Here is an 18,979-nt window from a genome sequence, read left to right as displayed (position 1 = left end):
TTTTCAGATGAATAATGCCGCCTCTATTTTATTATTAGCATTTTTAGCCATAACTTTTTTACAATCAGGCTATGAAAAAATTTTTTATTGGAAAGATAATGTTGAATGGCTTAAAGGTCATTTTGCCAAAACACCACTAAAAAACCAAGTTCCTCTTGCCCTATTTCATTTATTAATTTTAGAATTAATTTCTGGTGTTTTATGTGTAGTTGGAGCAATTCAATTGTTAACAAACAGCGGCCGAGAATATGGTTTTTATGGAGCTATTTTCTCTTGTATTTGTTTGTTAATGATGCTTTTCGGACAGCGATTAGCAAAAGATTATGATGGTGCAAGAACCATTGTAATCTATTTTATTCCTGCTGTAATGGCAGTTTATTGGTTGAATTAATCGACCGCAATTTTTAAAAAAGTAAGCCGCAGTTTAAAAGGTTTTTAAATCTGGAAACGGCGGCAAGAAAATAAAATTTTATCAAAAAATGAATGCAAAACATCCTTCAGAATCCCTAACTATTTTAACCGATTTAGTTTTACCAAGTGAAACAAATCCTTTAAACAATCTATTTGGCGGTGAGTTACTTGCCCGTATGGATCGTGCAGCAAGTATTGCAGCACGCAGACATTCTCGCCGAATTGTAGTAACGGCATCTGTAAATCACGTTGCTTTCAATAGAGCTATATCATTAGGAAGTGTTGTAACTGTTGAAGCAAAAGTATCAAGATCTTTCAAAAGTTCGATGGAAGTTTTCATTGATGTTTGGGTAGAAGATCGTGAATCTGGAAGCAGAACAAAAGCAAATGAAGCTATTTATACTTTTGTTGCTGTTGATGATACTGGAAGACCTGTTGAAGTACCGCCAATCTTGCCAGAAACTGAACTTGAAATACAACGTTTTGATGCCGCTTTGCGTCGTAAACAGCTGAGTTTGGTCCTTGCTGGAAAAATGAAACCGTCTGATGCCACAGAATTAAAGGCTTTATTTTTATAATAAAATTTGTTACAATTTGTGACAATCTGAGTCACTCAAACTTCAAAAAAAAGAAGTATTTTTACCAAATTACAAGCCGAAAAAATAAAAATCAGAACGCCGTTTACTCTTTTTGATTTTTATTAAAAAGAAACAAAATAACAATTTTAGACAAAATAAAAAGATGAGTTCAGACAAAGAAGCCAAATTAAAAGCGTTACAATTAACGCTTGATAAACTTGACAAAACCTACGGAAAAGGAACCGTAATGAAAATGGGCGATAAAGCCATCGTGGAGGTAGAAACGATTTCTTCTGGCTCACTTGGCGTTGATTTAGCTCTTGGGGTAAATGGTTATCCAAAAGGAAGAATTATTGAAATATACGGTCCAGAATCTTCTGGTAAGACCACATTAACTTTACATGCTATTGCCGAAGCTCAAAAAGCCGGTGGTATTGCAGCATTTATCGATGCAGAGCATGCTTTTGATAGAAATTATGCTGAAAAATTAGGTGTAGATATCGAAAACCTAATCATCTCACAACCAGACAACGGAGAGCAGGCTTTAGAAATTGCCGAAAACTTGATTCGTTCTGGAGCTATAGACATCGTTGTTATTGACTCTGTCGCTGCCTTAACTCCAAAAAGTGAAATTGAAGGCGAAATGGGAGACTCTAAAATGGGACTTCACGCACGTTTAATGTCACAGGCTTTAAGAAAATTAACGGGAACAATCAGCAAAACAAACTGTACTGTTTTCTTTATCAACCAGCTGCGTGAAAAAATTGGTGTAATGTTCGGGAATCCTGAAACTACAACTGGTGGTAACGCATTAAAATTCTATGCTTCAGTTCGTTTAGATATTCGTCGTTCTTCTCAAATTAAAGACGGTGAGAACGTTATTGGAAACAGAACCAAAGTTAAAATCGTTAAAAACAAAGTGGCTCCGCCTTTTAAAACTGCCGAATTCGACATTATGTACGGAGAAGGAGTTTCTAAAACTGGTGAAATTCTTGACTTAGCGGTTGAATTTGAAATCGTTAAAAAAGCAGGATCTTGGTTTAGTTACGGAGACACAAAATTAGGACAAGGACGCGATGCTGTAAAAGCCTTAATTAAAGATAATCCAGAATTAGCTGATGAATTAGAAGTAAAAATTAAAGCGCACATCAAAGAATTAGCTAACGCTTAAATAATTATAAATCTGTAATTTATAGATTTATTCTCTATAACCCGACAAGTTTAAAAACCTGTCGGGTTTTTTATTTTCAAAAAAAAGCAAAAAAACAACGCAACCATTTTCAAATTAACCCATCTAATAAATAAAATTAATATTGGGGCAGGTATTTGCCATAAATACCTATTCAATGGTTTTTAGAATAAATTTGGTTGGTTAAGGTACAAATCCGTTAGTTTTTGGCTGACGGATTTTATCCTTTTTATTTTTTTCATTCCTTGACGCAACCTTTTTCATTTTTTACTATCTACTATTATGTGACGTTAACTGAGTATTAAACTCTTTATTACCAACCTTATAATATTTTAACCATGAAAGAGAAAATAGAAGTGTTGTACAGTAAAAACCGAAAAAAAACCAAATTGAAATTTAAAAAAGTACTCCGTTTTATCTCAGAAAAAATAATTCATAGATAAACTTCTTTAAATACAAAAGGACGTTTTTAATTCAAAAAGAAAACCCGATACTCATAAAGCTTGAATATCGGGTTTTGTATGTATTTATTTCTTAGAATCTTTTTTCTCAAACTCTAACAGTTCCTTGTAAATCAATTGTCTGACTTTATCTCTAAGTTCTTTTCTGTTTTCAGAAGTCAGCCCGCTCGTTTCAACAAAAGGCAAAATTTTTACTCTCATTTTTCCCGGACTGCCGCTAAAAAAAGTATACGAAAAACGCTGTTTATTGTCTGGATAAACGATTGGAACAATCGGAATTTGATGATCTATCGCCAATCTAAAAGCACCGTCTTTAAACTCATCCAGCAAAATACTTTCATCATCTGGAACTCCGCCTTCTGGAAAAATACAAATACTCAAACCTTGATTTAAACGATTCTGAGCACGTTTAAAAACCTCATTTTTACTTTTGGAAGAATTTCTATCTACCAAAATACAAGTTCTTTTATAGAAAAAACCAAATAGCGGAATTTTTACAAGCTCTTTTTTTCCCACAAAAACAAAAGGATTTTTTATGATGGCAAGCGTCAGCATGATGTCTGTCATCGAAGTATGATTAGCGACAATCATATAGCTTTTGTTCTTAATAAGCTTCTGTTCGCGTTTTACTTTGTAATAAAAACCCATCCCGTAAAGGATAAATTTAGCCCAAATGCGGGCCATTTTAAAGAAATAGGGATAACCTTTCTCCGATAGAATAGAAATCACTAAAAACGGCAGCATAATCACTATAGGAATAGCCATTAAAACATAAAACCAAATGCGCCATAAAACCCAAAAAACAATTTTAATTCCTTTCATGGTTTCAAATGTAAGAAAACAGAAATGAAATTAGATTTTTAGATCACTAGATTTTTAGAATATTAGACCTTTCTAGAAAATAAACTTTAAAATAACTCATATGTTCAATAAACTTTGCGGACATTGCGAAAAACTTTGCGAACTTTGCGGTTAAAAAAAATAAACTTGCAATCTTTGTGGTTGAAAGAATAAGAAAAAACTAGAATGGCAAAAATACTTACTGGTGTTCAGAGTACTGGAACGCCACACTTAGGAAATTTATTGGGAGCAATTATCCCTGCAGTTGAGTTATCGAATAATCCAGCAAACGAATCTTATTTGTTTATAGCTGATTTACATTCAATTACACAAATTAAAGATGGTAAAACTTTAAGAGAAAACACATATAGTACTGCAGCTGCTTGGCTTGCCTGTGGTTTAAATCCAGATAAAGTTACCTTTTACAGACAATCTGATGTGGCTCAAACAACTGAATTGACTTGGTATTTAAGCTGTTTTTTCCCTTTTCAACGTTTGACTTTAGCACATTCTTTTAAAGACAAAGCAGATCGTTTAGATGATGTAAACGCAGGACTTTTTACCTATCCGATGTTAATGGCGGCTGATATTTTACTTTATGATGCAGAATTTGTTCCAGTTGGAAAAGATCAAATGCAGCATTTAGAAATCACGCGTGACGTCGCTTCTCGTTTCAATCATCAAATGGGTGAAACATTTGTAATTCCTGAAGTTAAAATTCAAGAAAACAGTATGTTAATTCCTGGAACAAATGGCGGAAAAATGAGTAAATCTGCTAATAATATTATCAATATTTTTCTTGATGATAAAGTTTTACGCAAGCAGGTTATGAGTATCGAAACCGATAGTACTCCGCTTGAAGATCCTAAAAATCCAGATACGTGTAATGCCTTTGCTATCTATTCTTTATTAGGAACAGAAGAGCAAATTGCCGAAATGAGAGCCAACTATTTAGGCGGAAATTACGGTTATGGTCATGCCAAACAAGCTTTATTTGAATTGATTACAGAAAAATTTAAAACAGAAAGAGAAAGATACAATTACTACATTAACAATCTTGACGAAGTTGATACCTTATTGAAAAAAGGTGCTGCAAAAGCTTCTGTTGTTGCTGACGGTGTTTTGGCCAAAGTAAGAGATGTTCTTGGGTTTCAAAAATAATCTATCAAACCCGACAGCATTTAAGACCTGTCGGGCTGATTTTAAAAACAATTTCGTAAATAACTGGTCAAAATCATTATAACGCTAAAAAATAAAAGTCATGATGACAAAAATTAAAAAGAAACAATCATGATAAAAAAAATTACAACATTACTTCTCTTTTTGTTCTTATTAAATAGTTGCAGTGTTATGCAAAAGACTGCAAAAAAAGAATTGATAGACGATTTTTATACTCAGAAAACAAATAAGGAAAAACAACAAGTATATGCTGATATCATTGATGATACCGTACGTATTTATGCAACAAAACAAATTAAAAACGTTTTAAAAGTAGATACTACACAAGCACCAAAAATGTTTTTACCATTGCAAACCAACAAAGTCAATTTAGGGTTTTCACTTTCAAAAACAAGTTTAGACATTGATTTTCTAACCATTCCTTTAAAATATAGATTTTCTAAAAAAAATGTTCAGCCTCAGTTAAATACAAATCTTAATGGAGCTTTGTATTTAGGATATAGAACAGATCGATATTTTATGACTTATAAATCAAATCCCTTACAAAAATTCGAGAGAAAAACTATTCATATTGGATATTCTGTTGGTATTTTTTCAGGGTTTGGCAATACCTTAATGTCTCCTACCAATACAAATGATAAGTTACTACAAGAATATGACGGTTTTATTTGGAGCAAAGGAATAGCTGCTATATTTGGTGTGAATAGTTTTACTGTAGGACTTTCTATTGGTTATGACAACTTAATGGATCACAACAAAAATATTTGGATCTACGAAAACGAACCTTGGTTAGGATTAGCATTTGGATTAAACTTGAATTAAAAATTACCTAAACCAACTAAAGTTCTACTAAATTACTATACATATTTTACTGCTCAAAATATAAATTTATAAAACATCAATTTTAATTTTTCAAACAGCCTCAAACAATTTACCTGGTAAAGGTCTTACTACTCCTTTAAGTTCCATATTTAAAAGCGTTCCGGATAATTTGAATAATGGCAGATCACATTCTATCGCAATTATATCCAGCAATTCTTTTCCGTTTTTAAGTAAAAAATCATAAATCTTCTGCTCGCAGTCATCTAGTTCGACAAATAATTGTTTCTGTACTGATTTGGGCTTGTTTTCAACGTTCCAGTTTAAAATATAAATCAAATCGGCAGCAGAGGTCAAAACGTTTGCTTTTTGCGTTTTAATGAGGTTATTACAGCCTTGACTGTATTTATCCGTCACACGACCGGGAACAGCAAACACATCCCTGTTATAATCATTGGCTAAATTAGCCGTAATGAGCGATCCGCCCTTATCTGCAGATTCAATTACAATAGTCGCTTCAGCCATTCCTGCTACAATTCGATTACGGCGAACAAAGTTTTCTTTATCAGGATTTGATGAACTCCAAAATTCTGTTAAAAAGCCACCATTCTCTTCCATTTTTGCCATATACTTTTTGTGCGTTTTGGGATAAACTTGGTTTAAACCATGAGCTAAAACTCCAATAGTCTGCAAATTGTTTTCGATAGCCAATTGATGCGCCACAATATCAACACCATACGCAAAACCGCTGACAATTACTGGATCTAAAGGCGTCAGATCTTCGATTAATTTTCTGCAAAACTCAGTTCCATAAGCTGTAATCTGACGTGTACCGACAATGCTGATAATTTTTCTGTTTTCTAAATTGATATTTCCTGAAGAAAAAATTAAAACTGGAGAATCGATACAATGTTTAAGTCTTTCAGGATAATCTTTTTCCTGAAAAAAAGAAACTTTCAAACCGTCTGACTTTATAAACTCAAGTTCAGCATTAGCTTTTTCAAATACTTTCTTATCCTTCAAGTTTTTCATCAAAACATTGCCAACTCCGTCTACAGCAGCAATTTGATTCGAATTTGCTTTAAAAATAGCTTCAGCATTTCCAAAATTCGACAGCAGCTTTTTAGCCATAATATCTCCAACGCCTTCTACCCTCATTAAGGCCAATACATAAAATAATTCCTGGTCTGACATGCTTTTAAAATATTATGTAAAATAGAATTAAAAATTTAAGTAATTCAATCGTACAAATATGAATAAAATAAAGTAATTTCTTAATAAATTTTAAAATTTAACTTTCAGTCCATTCATTAAAATCTTTGACAAAATCCTTAAATTATTGAAAACTAATTGTCTATAAAAAAAGCCGAATTGTTAATAAAAATTGTGAATAAAATTTTGATAACTATATTCATTATCTAACTTTGTTACTATGAAAATCGAAACTTACATCGCACAGTTATTGTATCGTTATCAGTGTGTAACGGTTCCAGGGTTTGGAGCATTTTTAACCGAAATTCAATCGGCACAGCTTAATGAAAGCACAAATTCATTTTTTCCACCAAAAAAAATGATCTCTTTCAACAGCCATCTTAAAAACAATGATGGATTATTGGCTAATCATATATCGCATGCAGAAAATACAACCTATGGTTTTGCTGTAAATGCGATTGCTGCTGAAGTGCAGAGTTGGAAAAAAACACTGGAAGAAAACGGAGTTATAAGTTTAAAAAACATAGGTGAAATCCGTCTTAATCCTGAAAATAATATCATTTTCACACCAAACGACCAGACTAACTTTTTGACAACTTCGTTTGGATTAAGTCCGTTTGTTTCTCCATTGATTAAAAAGGAGAATTTCGAGCAAAATATAGAACAGCTAGAAAAAGAAAGTATTTCTTTGTATGAAAATGAAGAAGGAAGATCATCAAGAACTTTCTTAAGATATGCCGCAATTTTTGTACTTGGTTTAGGAATTACTGGAAGTATTGGATATCCTCTTTACCAAAATCAAATTGCAGCACAAACTCTTGTTGTAGAAGGTGTTGTTCAGAAAAAAGTTCAAAGCAAAATACAAGAAGCAACCTTTTTTATTGAAAATCCTTTACCAGCTGTAACCCTTGCAGTTGATTCGGCAAAAGTAGAAACGACTGTAAAAAAAGTAATGCCATATCATATCATGGCTGGCGCTTTTAGAAGTGAACAAAACGCAAGAAAAGCTTACAATCAATTAATTAAAGATGGTTATGAAGCTCGAATGCTTGGCGAAAACAAACACGGTTTATTTCCGGTTTTATACGGAAGTTATGCTAGCATGAATGAAGCTCAAAAAGCTCAAAAAGAAATACAAAAAGGCGAAAATCCTGATGCCTGGATTCTAGTCGAAAATTTATAAAAAACTAAAGCCTGTTCTACTCATGAACGGGCTTTTTTTTGCCCTATTCTATCTTTAAAAAACCCTCCCTAGCTCCGTATTCCAGTAACGCAGATATAATTTTGTTCTCAAACAATATAAAGAACATTCTGCAATGAAACCAACTTTACAATTTTTATTCGCTGTACTATTCCTTCTAAATTCCAATTGCTTTTTTGCACAAGAAAAAGAAAAAACAGAAAAAGAAGCTCAGAAAGAACAATCTGATTATACCAAAAAACTGACCGACGAGCAGCAAACCTTAAAAAAAGAGCAAAAAAGAATTGATAAACATCTACGAGATCTAAAAAATTCAGAAAAAGATATTGAAAACACTTCTAAAAAAATAGAAAAACTCGAAGCGAAACATTTCAAACTAGAATCAAAAATCAATACAACTTCATTCTCTCCAGAAGATCTGCAAAAACAAAAAATAAAGATCAAAGAAGAAGAACTTGAAATTCAAAAGCTTAAACTAAAAAAGATACAACAGCAAAACAAAATCGAAGGTCTGAAAGCGCAATATTAAAAACACAAAAATCCTATTTCAAATTAAATAGGATTTTTTGTTTCTCGTGGAACTTATAAAAAGTGATTTGTAAAGTACTTCCTAAACTATAAAATAATCTCATAATTACCTTATATTCAACTTTATAAAACTAGTTTATGCTGGCTTTAAACATTTTAAGTTCGTCCCAGCTAAACTCATCGCCATGCTTTTCTTTTAATCCATTTAAAGATTCTTCCTGATAAAATTCAAAAGCTTCACGCAGCGCAAGAATTTTATCATACGGAAGAATATCAGAAATATCAACTTTCTTAGCCTGTATCAATTTTACCAAATGCATTTCGACTGTTTGAACGGTTAATTTTCTAAGTCTCGCAATATCTTCAATAGAGTTTTTTTCCAGCCAGAGTTCGTGGGTTTCTTCCACAGTAGTCTTTTTTGGGCTTTTTTCGGCCGTTTTATCCACTTTTTTAGAAATGTAACGTGTAACTGGCTCTTCGACCTGAAACATGTCTGTATTCGCCATTTTAAACTCTTCTTTTATTCTGGAAACTTTATCTGTTTTATAATTTTTTATGGCTGGCGAAGTTAATTTCTCTTTACAAATTGTTTCACGGGAAACGACTACTTCAATAAGTAATTTTGCTTTCATCAAACGCAGCACCGCTTTTGTTTGCAAATCATCCAGCAAGGCTAATTCTTCATAAAATTCTTTTACCTTTTTAAATTTCTGAATTTCAGCCATTTTACTCAAAAGATCCGAAACCAATTTATCCATTGGCTTAAAAAAGTAATCATACGCCGCCACTACTCTCTCTTGTACAAACAATAAATCAACAGTTTCTTTATTGAATATTTTATTTAGCTGCTGCACAAATTTCTCTGATGGATTTACAAGAGAATCAATTGTTTCTAAACGTTTATGTGCCCAAGCAGAATGCTTAGATTTTTCGGAACTGGCTGCATTTTCATTATAACTAAAACGATGATTGCGCCATTCCTGCGCTAAATCTGCCCAATTGAAACTATTAATCAAATAGTTATGAATAAAATTTTTGGTTTCAAAATGAAGAGAGTTCTTCAAAACATCTTCTGTTGCTTTGTTCAAAGAATAATCCATCACATCCTGATCGTTGGAAAGACCATTCATTTGTATCGGAGAAAGCAAAATAAGCCCATTTAAGGACGTTAAACGTGATAATGCTACATATGCCTGCCCAGGCAGAAAAACTTGCGATACATCGAGTGCAGCTTTCTCAAAAGTTAATCCTTGACTTTTATGTACGGTAATTGCCCAAGCCAATTTTAAAGGATAATGTGCAAATGTGCCTAAAACCTCTTCTTCAATTTCTTTTGTGAGTTCATTTACTTTGTATCGAATATTTTTCCATTCGTACTTTTCAACTTCTATCGTTTTGTTTTCCTCTGGAAAATGAACAAAAATTTCTTCGGGCGAAAGGGACTTGATAACGCCCATTTTTCCATTGAAATAACGTTTTTCGAAAGACAAATCGTTTTTAACAAACATGACCTGTGCTCCCACTTTAAGTTTTAAGCTTTCTTCGACAGGAAATATTTTTTCTGGAAAATCTCCAACTACAAAAGGCTGATACGTGAACTCATTACCAGATAAATCATTGATTGCCTGTTCGTTAATAGTATCTGCCTTTGCATTATGCGTTGTAAGCGTTATAAAACCAGGATTGTTTTTTAAGTCAAAATCAGGCTTAACATATTGATTTAGAACCTCTACATCTTCTTTTGTGATTTGATTATTACGCAGATTATTTAAGACCGAAATAAAAACATCATCGCTCTGGCGGTAAATTTTAGACAATTCAATGTACAAAGGCGGATTCTGGGTGATGACGTGTGAATGAAAAAAGAATTTTCCTTTGTAATAATTGCGAAGTGTACGCCATTCTTCATCCCGAATTACTGGCGGTAATTGCAATAAATCTCCAATAAAAAGTACTTGAACCCCACCAAAAGCCTTGGTGTTTTTACGAACTGTCTGCATCATAAAATCGATAGCATCCAGTAAATCAGCCCGTAACATACTTACTTCATCAATAATCAACAATTCCATATTCCGAATCACGTTTCGCTTAACGTTATTCATCTTAAAATGCCTGCGCAGAGATTCTTTATTTTCAAACTTTACGCTTTCTGTAAACTGAGAACTTTCTTGATAAGTGGGCAAAAAAGCCGAAAACGGCAGCTGAAACATAGAATGAATTGTTACACCGCCGGCATTAAGCGCAGCAATTCCCGTAGGAGCCACAACAACAGTATTTTTATGTGTAGTCGCAATGATTTCACGCAGTAAAGTCGTTTTTCCTGTACCGGCTTTACCAGTTAAAAAGATCGATTTTTGCGTCTGATTTATAAATTGCAAGGTGTAAGCTGCAGCTTCTGAAACGTTTTGCATTAGGCGGGTATTAAAGGTCAAAAATATCGCATTTTTATAAAAGAAAAAAACCTAAATCAGCAGCTGATTTAGGTTTTTCAATTTAGTTAGTTAGTTTGGCAGTTTATTTTTTAGCCTCTTCTTTTACAGCTGGTTTATCTTCTGCTTTAGGAGATGCTTTGTATTTATCATTCAAAGCTTTAACAACTTCTTTTGTAATGTCGTACTTGTCTTCAGCATACAATATTGACGCTGCATCACCAGTACCATAGATATAAGAATATCCATTTTTCTTACCGTAATCTTTAATAAATTTTTTAACTCCGCTTACTAGAGAATCCATTTCTACACCGCTTTCTTGTTGCAATTGCTGCGATAATGCTTGTTGAGCATAACCTAATTGCTGCTCTCTTTTTTGCAATTCAGCACCTCTTTGTTGCGCCCATTGCTGACCATTAGCTTGTGCTTGACTTTGAAAATTAGCAGCGTCTTGTTTAAAACGAGTAATTTCAGCTTGAAGTTGTCTTCCCTTTTCTTCGGCTTGAGCTTTGTATTTAGCTTCAAGGTCTTTTGCTTCAGTGTACTCTTTCATTAAAACTGAAGTATCTACGTAAGCTGTTTTTACTTCCTTAACTTCGGCTGCTTTATCACATGAAACAACAAAAATTGAAAGTGCGATAATTACTAATGCTTTTTTCATTTCTAAATTTCTATTTTTTTTAAAGTATTAAAGACAAAAATATAAAAAAATAAATAGCATCCACATAAAGTTTAAAAAATGCTAAAATTTTATGATATTGGTTTTATTTATCGAGTTAAAAACTACTATAAAATATCACTATTAAAAGTGGCTTTCATAGCTTTTCTCAGAGGAATTATCTCAAAAAAGGCAACACAAACCCTCAGATGTGCTCGAAAAACCCCTTAAACACGCTTATTTTGCGTTTTGGTTGTTTTTTAGCACATAAATATGCGACGAATACTCTTTTGTACTTGACGCTTTTAAATTTGATCGTAATCCGATAAAAAACGCACTAATAAAATTCATTTTTCCAGTCTTGTATTTTTCTGATAAAAGACTCACATAAAATGAATCAAATTTCATTGGCAGAACTTTTTCTAATTTCATATCTACTTTTTCAAAAAGCGTTTGAATTGATTTTTTTGAAAAATGCCAAAAATGAATTGGCACATCATACGCTGCCCAAAAAGATTTGTAATATTCGGCATCAAACGATTTAAAGTTTGGAACCGCAACAATTAATGTTCCAGTTGGTTTCAATAATCGTTTCAATTCTTGAATTTGAAGTTCTAAATTTGGCACGTGTTCTAAAACATGCCACATTGTTACAATATCAAAAGAATGACTTTCAAGATCACTGATTTCATGTACAAACGAAATCCCTTTTTGTATAGCAATATTCTTTGCTCTTTCGCTTGGCTCTACTCCAACAGTTTCCCAACCATCATTTTTTGCAGTCAATAAAAAATCTCCAGTTCCAGCACCAATATCCAAAATTCTTCCTTTATGAATTTGTTCGGCATTGATTAGACTCAGTTTATTTTTTAAAGCAATATTTTTTACAAAATGATATGCTTTTTCAAATAACGAACGTTTATTGTCTGTGTGCGAAATATAATCTTCGCTTTCGTAGTATCTTCCTAAATTTTCTAAATCCGGCTGCGGAGAAGTAATCAGCATATCCAGATTTTCATCATAATATAAATCGAAAATTTCTTTTGAGACAGAATGGTCTTTTACAGTAAGAAAATGTTTTTTGTTTAAAACGTCCATTTTTTAAATTAATAGTTTTAGTAGGTGCGTATAATTTAGACAAACTGAAGTTCGACTAATCTTGATTTCATATGATTTCAAAGTTGCAAAAGATGGACAACTGTCCATCTCTGCAATTCTATAATTTATTCTTTATTTTTTTTATAAAACGATATTTTTATAAAAATCGTTTCACGTGGAACAAAATTATTTTTTTTCAAGTTTACCTTGCTTCAAGTTCTAAGTTCATTCAGAACAAAACCAATAAAACAAAATTTCAGATTCCAATACTATTTTGAAACCTGAAACTTGAAATAATTTATTTATCGTCCCATATAAATTAAAAGTACAGAAATATCACTTGGCGACACTCCGCTGATTCTTGAAGCTTGAGAAATTGTAACTGGACGAATTTTGCCTAGTTTTTGTTTTGCTTCAATCGACATTGACTTAATTTTATTATAATCGAAATTCTCAGGGATTTTCACTTCTTCTAAACGAGTTAACTTATCAGCGTTATTTCTTTCCTTTTCGATATAACCAGAATACTTAACTTGAATTTCGGCTTGTTCTAAAATTTCTCTGTCCAAATTATTCTCTTCAACATACGCTTTAACTTTTTCAAATTTCAGCATATCTTCTAAATCAATCTGTGGACGAGAGAAAACTTTAAACATTTTATCACCTTGTGTAATTGGTGCAGTTTCCTTCGCTTCTAAAATTGGATTTGTCTCTGCAACCGAAACACTTGTTTCTCTAAAAAAAGAAACCATCTTTTCAGACTCGTTTAATTTCTTTTCCATTCTTCGCAAACGAGCTTCAGAAGCAAGACCAATTTCATGAGACATTGGCGTTAATCTAAAATCTGCATTATCTTGACGCAGTAAAGTTCTATACTCCGCTCTTGATGTAAACATACGATATGGTTCTTCCGTTCCTTTCGTAATCAAGTCATCAATCAAAACTCCAATATAAGCTTCATCACGTTTTAAAATTAATGGCGCTTTCTCATGCACTTTCAAATGCGCATTTATTCCGGCCATCAAACCTTGCGATGCTGCTTCTTCATATCCTGTCGTTCCATTAATTTGTCCGGCAAAATATAATCCTTCAACTAACTTTGTTTCCAAAGTGTGTTTCAATTGTGTCGGTGGGAAATAATCATACTCGATCGCATAACCTGGACGAAAGAATTTTACTTTTTCAAAACCAGCAACAGAACTCAACGCTTTAAATTGAATATCCTCTGGAAGCGAAGTTGAAAATCCGTTTACATAAACTTCACAAGTATTCCATCCTTCTGGCTCAACAAAAAGTTGATGACGTTCCTTATCTGCAAAACGATTAATTTTATCTTCAATGGACGGACAATATCTCGGACCTAAACTTTTTATTCTTCCGTTGAACATTGGCGAACGATCAAAACCTTCTCTCAAAATATCATGAACTTCAAGCGACGTGTATGTCATATGACAAGATCTTTGATGTGTCAACGGAACGGTTAAATCCGAATAAGAAAACTTATCCGGTTTTGCATCTCCTTTTTCTTCATTCATTTTCGAATAATCCAAAGAACGTCCATCAACACGTGGTGGCGTTCCTGTTTTCATTCTTCCAGCTTCAAATCCCGCTTTCACTAAATCTTCAGTAATTCCAGTTGCAGCACTTTCGCCTGCTCTTCCTCCACCGAACTGTTTTTCTCCAATATGAATTAATCCGTTCAAAAAAGTTCCGTTTGTCAACACTACCGATTTCGAACGAATTTCAACTCCAAGCGAAGTTTTGATTCCTTTTATTTTTCCGTTCTCAATTATCAACCCTTTTACCATCTCTTGGTAAAAATCTAAATTTGGAGTTCCTTCCAACATCATTCTCCACTCCTCTGCAAAACGCATTCGATCACTTTGAACTCTTGGCGACCACATAGCTGGTCCTTTTGATTTGTTCAACATCTTAAACTGAATTGCAGTTCGATCTGACACAATTCCAGAGTAACCTCCAAGCGCATCAATCTCACGAACGATTTGTCCTTTTGCAATTCCTCCCATCGCAGGATTACATGACATCTGAGCTATGTTCTGCAAACTCATTGTAACCAATAAAGTTTTGGATCCTAAATTTGCGGCCGCTGCCGCGGCTTCAGATCCTGCATGACCAGCACCAACTACAATAACATCGTATTCTTCTAAAAACATTTTGTTTTATTATTCTCTGCAAACCGTTTAAGGCGATTCTCAGAATTAACTTTTTTTTCTTTGTTCCACGTGGAACGGAGTTTTTTTTTATTTCAGTTTTCTCAAGTTTCAAGTTTGAGATCTCAAAACAAACTTAAAGGTTCCACGTGAAACATTCCCTGTTACATTCATAAAAACTTAAACCAAATTTTAGAATGTTTCATGTGAAACATTCTAAAAACAATATCAATATTTCAAAATCAACTTATTTGTTCCACGTGAAACACTTTATAAAAAAGCATTTAAAAAACCTGTTTCACGTGGAACAATTTTTACATAAATCGGCTATTTGACACTAGAAAAAATATCTACTGTTCCACGTGAAACATCGCAATTTTTTCGTCTTCTTTAGAACGCATAAGTACGGCTTCTGCATCACTCTTATCTTTATATCCGCAGTAATGTAATATACCATGAGCAAGTACACGCTTTAATTCCTCTTCAAAAGAAACATTAAAATCTTTTGCGTTGTCCTCTACTCGTTCAACAGAAACAAATATATCTCCGTTTAACTCGTTACCAACTGTATAATCAAAACTGATAATATCAGTCAGCGTATCGTGATCTAGGTATTCTACATTTATCTTATGAAGATATTCATCATCACAAAAAATATAATTTATTTCACCTTCGTTTTTATTTTCAGAAACTATTACAGCACTTAACCAATCAGAAAAGGCTTGTTCGTTGTCTAAATTAAATTCTGTTTCGTAATTAAAATTGATCATTTTGTATTAAAATATTCTTGAACCTTTTGATTAAAATTCGAGCGCAAAGGTAGTGATTGTCTGTTTAATATCTCTACACTGTTTAAATAATCGGTCAACGAACTTGGCAAAGCATTCGAACGATTAGAAAACTCAGTTTTATTCGTTTCAGATTGACGCTTGGTATCTTGCCCTTGCTCTTGAACAGCATTGTTTAATTTTAGCAATTCTTGTTGAATATTTAAAATACGCTGCAGGTTTTCATTCTTAAAACCTTTATTTAAAATCTGTTTTTCCGATGCTTTCATCTGATCAATAACTGATTTACCTTGCATATCTAAACCTTGTTTTGCTAATTCTTTTTGCAATGCTTCACGAAGTTTAACTTGTTCTTTGTATATTTCCATTATCTTTTCAGCATCACCTTCACCATCATTATCATCACTTTCTTTCTCCCCTTTGTTGTTTCCTTGACCGCTTTTACCATCGCCAGATTTTCCTTGTCCCGTTTTTCCCTGACCTTCTTTACTTTGATTTTGTTTTCCCTGTCCTTCTTTTCCCTCACCATTATCACCTTGTTTACTCGTACCTGGTTTACTTCCCTGCTTCATTCCATCTTTCATTTTATCAGCAAGACCTTTTTGTTTTTGAATAATATCTGGCAACTGCATACCTTGACCATCTCCAGGTTTTGGTTTTCCAGCTCCTGGTTTAGACATAGACATTTGCATATTGTTTAATAAATCGCTCAAAAAATCAGCTAACTTATTTGCAGAAGAAACTGAATATTGCTGATGCGAAACACCTTTTGGAATCTGAACATCGGTTAAAGTTTCAATTGCTTTATCCATATTATACTGCACATTGCCAATTTCCTTCGTAACCTCTTCAGCAACTTTTGGGTTTCTAAGCGATAATGCAAACAAACTATCATCAATATGTCTGAACTGCTGCTTTAAATTTTGCTGTATTTTAATGTTCTTTGTATATGCCGAAGAACCCAATTTCATTGATTTAAACTGTTTCATAACATCTTCTTGAGACAATGAAAATGCTAAAAGATTATCCAAAATCTGACGAAGCATTGCAACATCTTCCTGCAATTGTTCTTGCTCTCCTGCTTCCATAGTCGATTGCATCTGCTCTGCCATCGATTTCATTTTCTTAGAAGCATTCTTCTGTTTTGGTTTCGCAGATTCGGTATTCTTTTTACCCAATTCTTCAGAAGCTTTGTTCAAATCATTCTCTACTTCTTTTTCTTTTGAGGTATCTTTAGGAATATCTAAAGGAGATTTTAAAGAGTTATTTTCTTGTTTTAAATCTTTTAAATCTTCTTTAATTTTATCAAAAGACTTATTAATTTCATCCTGTTTCTCTTTGTTGTTTTCTTTGCTATTTGAAAGTTGCTCTTGCTTTTCTGCTAATTTATTCAACTTTTCAGCAACCTGCTCCGCTTTCTTTTCTACATAAAAACGCTTTGTCAATTCAACTAATTGTTCTAAATTACGAGATTGATTCTTGCTGATTTGTTTGAATTTTTCCATCTTATCAAACAACTCTTCGCTGTTTAATTTATCATTTAAGTTCTTCAACTCATCCATCAATTTCTGATTCTTTTCTAAATCTTTCTCTGCATTGTCTAACCGTTTTTGCAAATCGTCGGCAGTTTTGTCTTTCTTTTCAGATTGAAATTTATCTAAATTTTTGTTCATCTTTTCAGCAAACTGCTTCATTAACTCATCTTGCTGTTTCTGACGTTTGATAAAATCATTGATTTTTTGCTGATCTTTAAACTCCAAATTATCCTTTTCTTTTCCTGTATTTTTCAGTTTATCCATTTCAGAAAACTGCTTTTGCTGATTCTTTAACGACTTAGATAAGCTATTAATATTTGCATTTTGCTGCTGTAATTCTGCATCGTGAATTTCATCAGTTGTAGAAACTCTATCTGAAAATGTAGATGACTTTGTACTCTTAAATCCATGTAGTGCGTCATTATCAAAAATCTCAAAATAGTATTCGTAAGATACTCCTTCTTCAACACCAAGATTACTTGGAAAATTAAAAACAAACTGATCAAACACTCCTGCCTTTACTGGAATGGTTCCACGTTTGGCAGTATTAGGTTTTCCATGTTCATAATAAACAACCTGAAGCTTTGACAATCCATAATCATCACCCAATCTTCCTAAAACATAACTTTTATCTAGCTTTAAACTATCAGGAGCAGGCGAAACTGCAATGGTTGGAAACTGATCTTTAATAACTGACAGCTGATAATCTAATTTTTCATAGTTTTTAACCTTATTATTTGAAGTAAGAATTTGATATTCTGTGTTTTGACTAATATTCTTAGCCAATTTAAACTCATTTTCAGCTTTATTAAACTTAAAAATTGAGTTTTCATCTTTCCAAACCACTTCTTGAGTAGATTGGGTTTTCATTCTCCAAGTTACAACTGTCCCTTCAGGTACAATTGCATTTCCAGTTCCTTGAATTACTTCGGATTTCTTTTTTAAATAAGATGGAAAATTTAAAACCATTTCGAAGTTCGCAATTGATGGAACTGTAATAACTTTTAATTCATATTCATTTGATGAAACTGAATTTCCTTCAAAAGAAAACTGAACATCAGTTGTTGGTTTTTCAATCTTAAACTCAAACTTTCCTGTTTGAGATGATTCCATAAAATAGCTTTCATTCCCAATATTAATCATTACATTTTCAGGAACAACATTACCTTCTGTTTCAACTTTTACAATAAAATCTTTGTTTTGTTCTGTTTGAAGATTGCCATTTAAAACCACAAATTTAAAAGGAGCCGGCGGCAAAAACGAAGCATTAAAATGTACTACTCTATTAAAACTCTGCGAAATTATATTGCTGTTTCCAGAAACAAAAAAGACTGCAAACAGTAAAACCGGAATTAAAGCTAGTGGCAAATACTTTTTATTTGATTTAAAATTAATCGCATTTCCAAATGGAATTGGCTGCAATGAATTTGCTTTTTGCTCTATTGAAGCCAACATTAATTCTGAACTTTCAGCCGAATTTTCATTGGATGAAAGCTGCAAAAAGTTTGTTAGTTTATCACTTACTTCTGTAAAATGATTTCCAATAATAGCCGAAGCTTGATTATAATCGATCCCTTTTTGAAGTTTAAAAAGTTTAAAAATTGGAAATAAAATAAATCGAAACAATAGAAAAACTTCTACTGCAATAAATAGCCAAAACAAAAGTGTTCTTCCTGCAGGTTTTAACCAAAGAAAATACTCAACAAAAAGGGTAAAAAGAAAATACAATAAACCGAAACCAATAAAAAGAAGTGCTCCTTTTATCAATTCATTCATATAATATTTCTTTATAAATCCTTCTAACTTCTGATATATTGCAGATGATGTTTTCAATGTGAATCTATTTTATTTATAACCTATAAAAGTACTAATTTTAATTAGA

General features: G+C 32.7%; 15 protein-coding genes. 7 read left to right on the top strand and 8 right to left on the bottom strand.

Annotated features, from left to right (window positions below):
* Nucleotides 1-7 precede the first annotated feature (7 nt).
* From ACHRV0_RS03160 to recA, 3 genes are all read left to right on the top strand, one after another.
* Nucleotides 8-391, top strand: a complete 384-nt coding sequence (locus ACHRV0_RS03160) for a DoxX family protein (RefSeq protein WP_089053499.1) — start codon at nt 8-10, stop codon at nt 389-391.
* Between the two features lie 88 nt (nt 392-479).
* Nucleotides 480-989, top strand: a complete 510-nt coding sequence (locus ACHRV0_RS03155) for an acyl-CoA thioesterase (protein ID WP_129022717.1) — start codon at nt 480-482, stop codon at nt 987-989.
* A gap of 163 nt (nt 990-1,152) precedes the next feature.
* On the top strand, nt 1,153-2,160 hold the full coding sequence (gene recA / locus ACHRV0_RS03150) for a recombinase RecA (protein WP_089053501.1): 1,008 nt from the start codon (nt 1,153-1,155) through the stop codon (nt 2,158-2,160).
* A 545-nt stretch (nt 2,161-2,705) separates the two neighbouring features.
* Here the strand turns inward: recA and ACHRV0_RS03145 are convergent.
* The gene (locus tag ACHRV0_RS03145) at nt 2,706-3,461 is read right to left on the bottom strand and encodes a lysophospholipid acyltransferase family protein (RefSeq protein ID WP_395439875.1); all 756 of its coding nucleotides are present in this window, start codon (nt 3,459-3,461) and stop codon (nt 2,706-2,708) included.
* Between the two features lie 204 nt (nt 3,462-3,665).
* On the opposite strand from ACHRV0_RS03145, the gene trpS reads away from it, so the two are divergent.
* Nucleotides 3,666-4,640 (top strand): tryptophan--tRNA ligase, encoded by a 975-nt coding sequence (trpS, locus tag ACHRV0_RS03140; protein WP_395439874.1) that lies wholly within the window; start codon nt 3,666-3,668, stop codon nt 4,638-4,640.
* 189 nt (nt 4,641-4,829) lie between these two features.
* Nucleotides 4,830-5,480, top strand: a complete 651-nt coding sequence (locus tag ACHRV0_RS03135) for a hypothetical protein (RefSeq protein WP_395439873.1) — start codon at nt 4,830-4,832, stop codon at nt 5,478-5,480.
* Between the two features lie 90 nt (nt 5,481-5,570).
* Here the strand turns inward: ACHRV0_RS03135 and dprA are convergent, their stop codons facing one another.
* Nucleotides 5,571-6,671 carry a DNA-processing protein DprA gene (gene dprA, locus ACHRV0_RS03130; protein ID WP_395439872.1) on the bottom strand — a complete coding sequence of 367 codons (1,101 nt, stop codon included), beginning with the start codon at nt 6,669-6,671 and terminating at the stop codon, nt 5,571-5,573.
* Between the two features lie 238 nt (nt 6,672-6,909).
* Here dprA and ACHRV0_RS03125 point away from each other — a divergent pair, with 238 nt between their 5' ends.
* Nucleotides 6,910-7,872: an SPOR domain-containing protein gene (locus ACHRV0_RS03125; RefSeq protein WP_395439871.1), complete on the top strand. Its 963-nt coding sequence runs from the start codon at nt 6,910-6,912 to the stop codon at nt 7,870-7,872.
* Nucleotides 7,873-8,005: 133 nt separating this feature from the next.
* Nucleotides 8,006-8,419 carry a hypothetical protein gene (locus ACHRV0_RS03120; RefSeq protein ID WP_395439870.1) on the top strand — a complete coding sequence of 138 codons (414 nt, stop codon included), beginning with the start codon at nt 8,006-8,008 and terminating at the stop codon, nt 8,417-8,419.
* A 130-nt stretch (nt 8,420-8,549) separates the two neighbouring features.
* Here ACHRV0_RS03120 and ACHRV0_RS03115 read toward each other — a convergent pair whose 3' ends face one another.
* The 6 genes from ACHRV0_RS03115 to ACHRV0_RS03090 all read right to left on the bottom strand — a co-directional run bounded on the left by ACHRV0_RS03115 (nt 8,550) and on the right by ACHRV0_RS03090 (nt 18,930).
* Nucleotides 8,550-10,829: a helix-turn-helix domain-containing protein gene (locus ACHRV0_RS03115; RefSeq protein WP_395439869.1), complete on the bottom strand. Its 2,280-nt coding sequence runs from the start codon at nt 10,827-10,829 to the stop codon at nt 8,550-8,552.
* 103 nt (nt 10,830-10,932) lie between these two features.
* Nucleotides 10,933-11,508, bottom strand: coding sequence for an OmpH family outer membrane protein (locus ACHRV0_RS03110; protein ID WP_089053508.1), 576 nt, complete (start codon nt 11,506-11,508; stop codon nt 10,933-10,935).
* Between the two features lie 234 nt (nt 11,509-11,742).
* Nucleotides 11,743-12,603: a class I SAM-dependent methyltransferase gene (locus ACHRV0_RS03105; protein ID WP_395439868.1), complete on the bottom strand. Its 861-nt coding sequence runs from the start codon at nt 12,601-12,603 to the stop codon at nt 11,743-11,745.
* Between the two features lie 302 nt (nt 12,604-12,905).
* Nucleotides 12,906-14,777 (bottom strand): tRNA uridine-5-carboxymethylaminomethyl(34) synthesis enzyme MnmG, encoded by a 1,872-nt coding sequence (gene mnmG, locus ACHRV0_RS03100; protein ID WP_395439867.1) that lies wholly within the window; start codon nt 14,775-14,777, stop codon nt 12,906-12,908.
* Between the two features lie 347 nt (nt 14,778-15,124).
* Nucleotides 15,125-15,544, bottom strand: a complete 420-nt coding sequence (ybeY, locus tag ACHRV0_RS03095) for an rRNA maturation RNase YbeY (protein ID WP_395439866.1) — start codon at nt 15,542-15,544, stop codon at nt 15,125-15,127.
* The gene (locus ACHRV0_RS03090; RefSeq protein WP_395439865.1) at nt 15,541-18,930 is read right to left on the bottom strand and encodes a hypothetical protein; all 3,390 of its coding nucleotides are present in this window, start codon (nt 18,928-18,930) and stop codon (nt 15,541-15,543) included. Before ACHRV0_RS03090 ends, ybeY begins: the two co-directional genes overlap by 4 nt.
* Between the last annotated feature and the right edge of the window lie 49 nt (nt 18,931-18,979).

It is taken from the genome of Flavobacterium sp. FlaQc-30, assembly GCF_044005885.1.
In the GTDB taxonomy this organism is placed as follows: domain Bacteria; phylum Bacteroidota; class Bacteroidia; order Flavobacteriales; family Flavobacteriaceae; genus Flavobacterium.
This window is presented reverse-complemented; position numbering and strand designations above follow the sequence as displayed.

Excerpts from the sequence above, each read along its gene's own strand:
- ACHRV0_RS03160 (WP_089053499.1), top strand. The coding sequence starts at position 8 with ATGAATAATGCCGCCTCTATTTTATTATTAGCATTTTTAGCCATAACT.
- ACHRV0_RS03155 (WP_129022717.1), top strand. The coding sequence starts at position 480 with ATGAATGCAAAACATCCTTCAGAATCCCTAACTATTTTAACCGATTTA.
- recA (WP_089053501.1), top strand. The coding sequence starts at position 1,153 with ATGAGTTCAGACAAAGAAGCCAAATTAAAAGCGTTACAATTAACGCTT.
- ACHRV0_RS03145 (WP_395439875.1), bottom strand. The coding sequence starts at position 3,461 with ATGAAAGGAATTAAAATTGTTTTTTGGGTTTTATGGCGCATTTGGTTT.
- trpS (WP_395439874.1), top strand. The coding sequence starts at position 3,666 with ATGGCAAAAATACTTACTGGTGTTCAGAGTACTGGAACGCCACACTTA.
- ACHRV0_RS03135 (WP_395439873.1), top strand. The coding sequence starts at position 4,830 with ATGCAAAAGACTGCAAAAAAAGAATTGATAGACGATTTTTATACTCAG.
- dprA (WP_395439872.1), bottom strand. The coding sequence starts at position 6,671 with ATGTCAGACCAGGAATTATTTTATGTATTGGCCTTAATGAGGGTAGAA.
- ACHRV0_RS03125 (WP_395439871.1), top strand. The coding sequence starts at position 6,910 with ATGAAAATCGAAACTTACATCGCACAGTTATTGTATCGTTATCAGTGT.
- ACHRV0_RS03120 (WP_395439870.1), top strand. The coding sequence starts at position 8,006 with ATGAAACCAACTTTACAATTTTTATTCGCTGTACTATTCCTTCTAAAT.
- ACHRV0_RS03115 (WP_395439869.1), bottom strand. The coding sequence starts at position 10,829 with ATGCAAAACGTTTCAGAAGCTGCAGCTTACACCTTGCAATTTATAAAT.
- ACHRV0_RS03110 (WP_089053508.1), bottom strand. The coding sequence starts at position 11,508 with ATGAAAAAAGCATTAGTAATTATCGCACTTTCAATTTTTGTTGTTTCA.
- ACHRV0_RS03105 (WP_395439868.1), bottom strand. The coding sequence starts at position 12,603 with ATGGACGTTTTAAACAAAAAACATTTTCTTACTGTAAAAGACCATTCT.
- mnmG (WP_395439867.1), bottom strand. The coding sequence starts at position 14,777 with ATGTTTTTAGAAGAATACGATGTTATTGTAGTTGGTGCTGGTCATGCA.
- ybeY (WP_395439866.1), bottom strand. The coding sequence starts at position 15,544 with ATGATCAATTTTAATTACGAAACAGAATTTAATTTAGACAACGAACAA.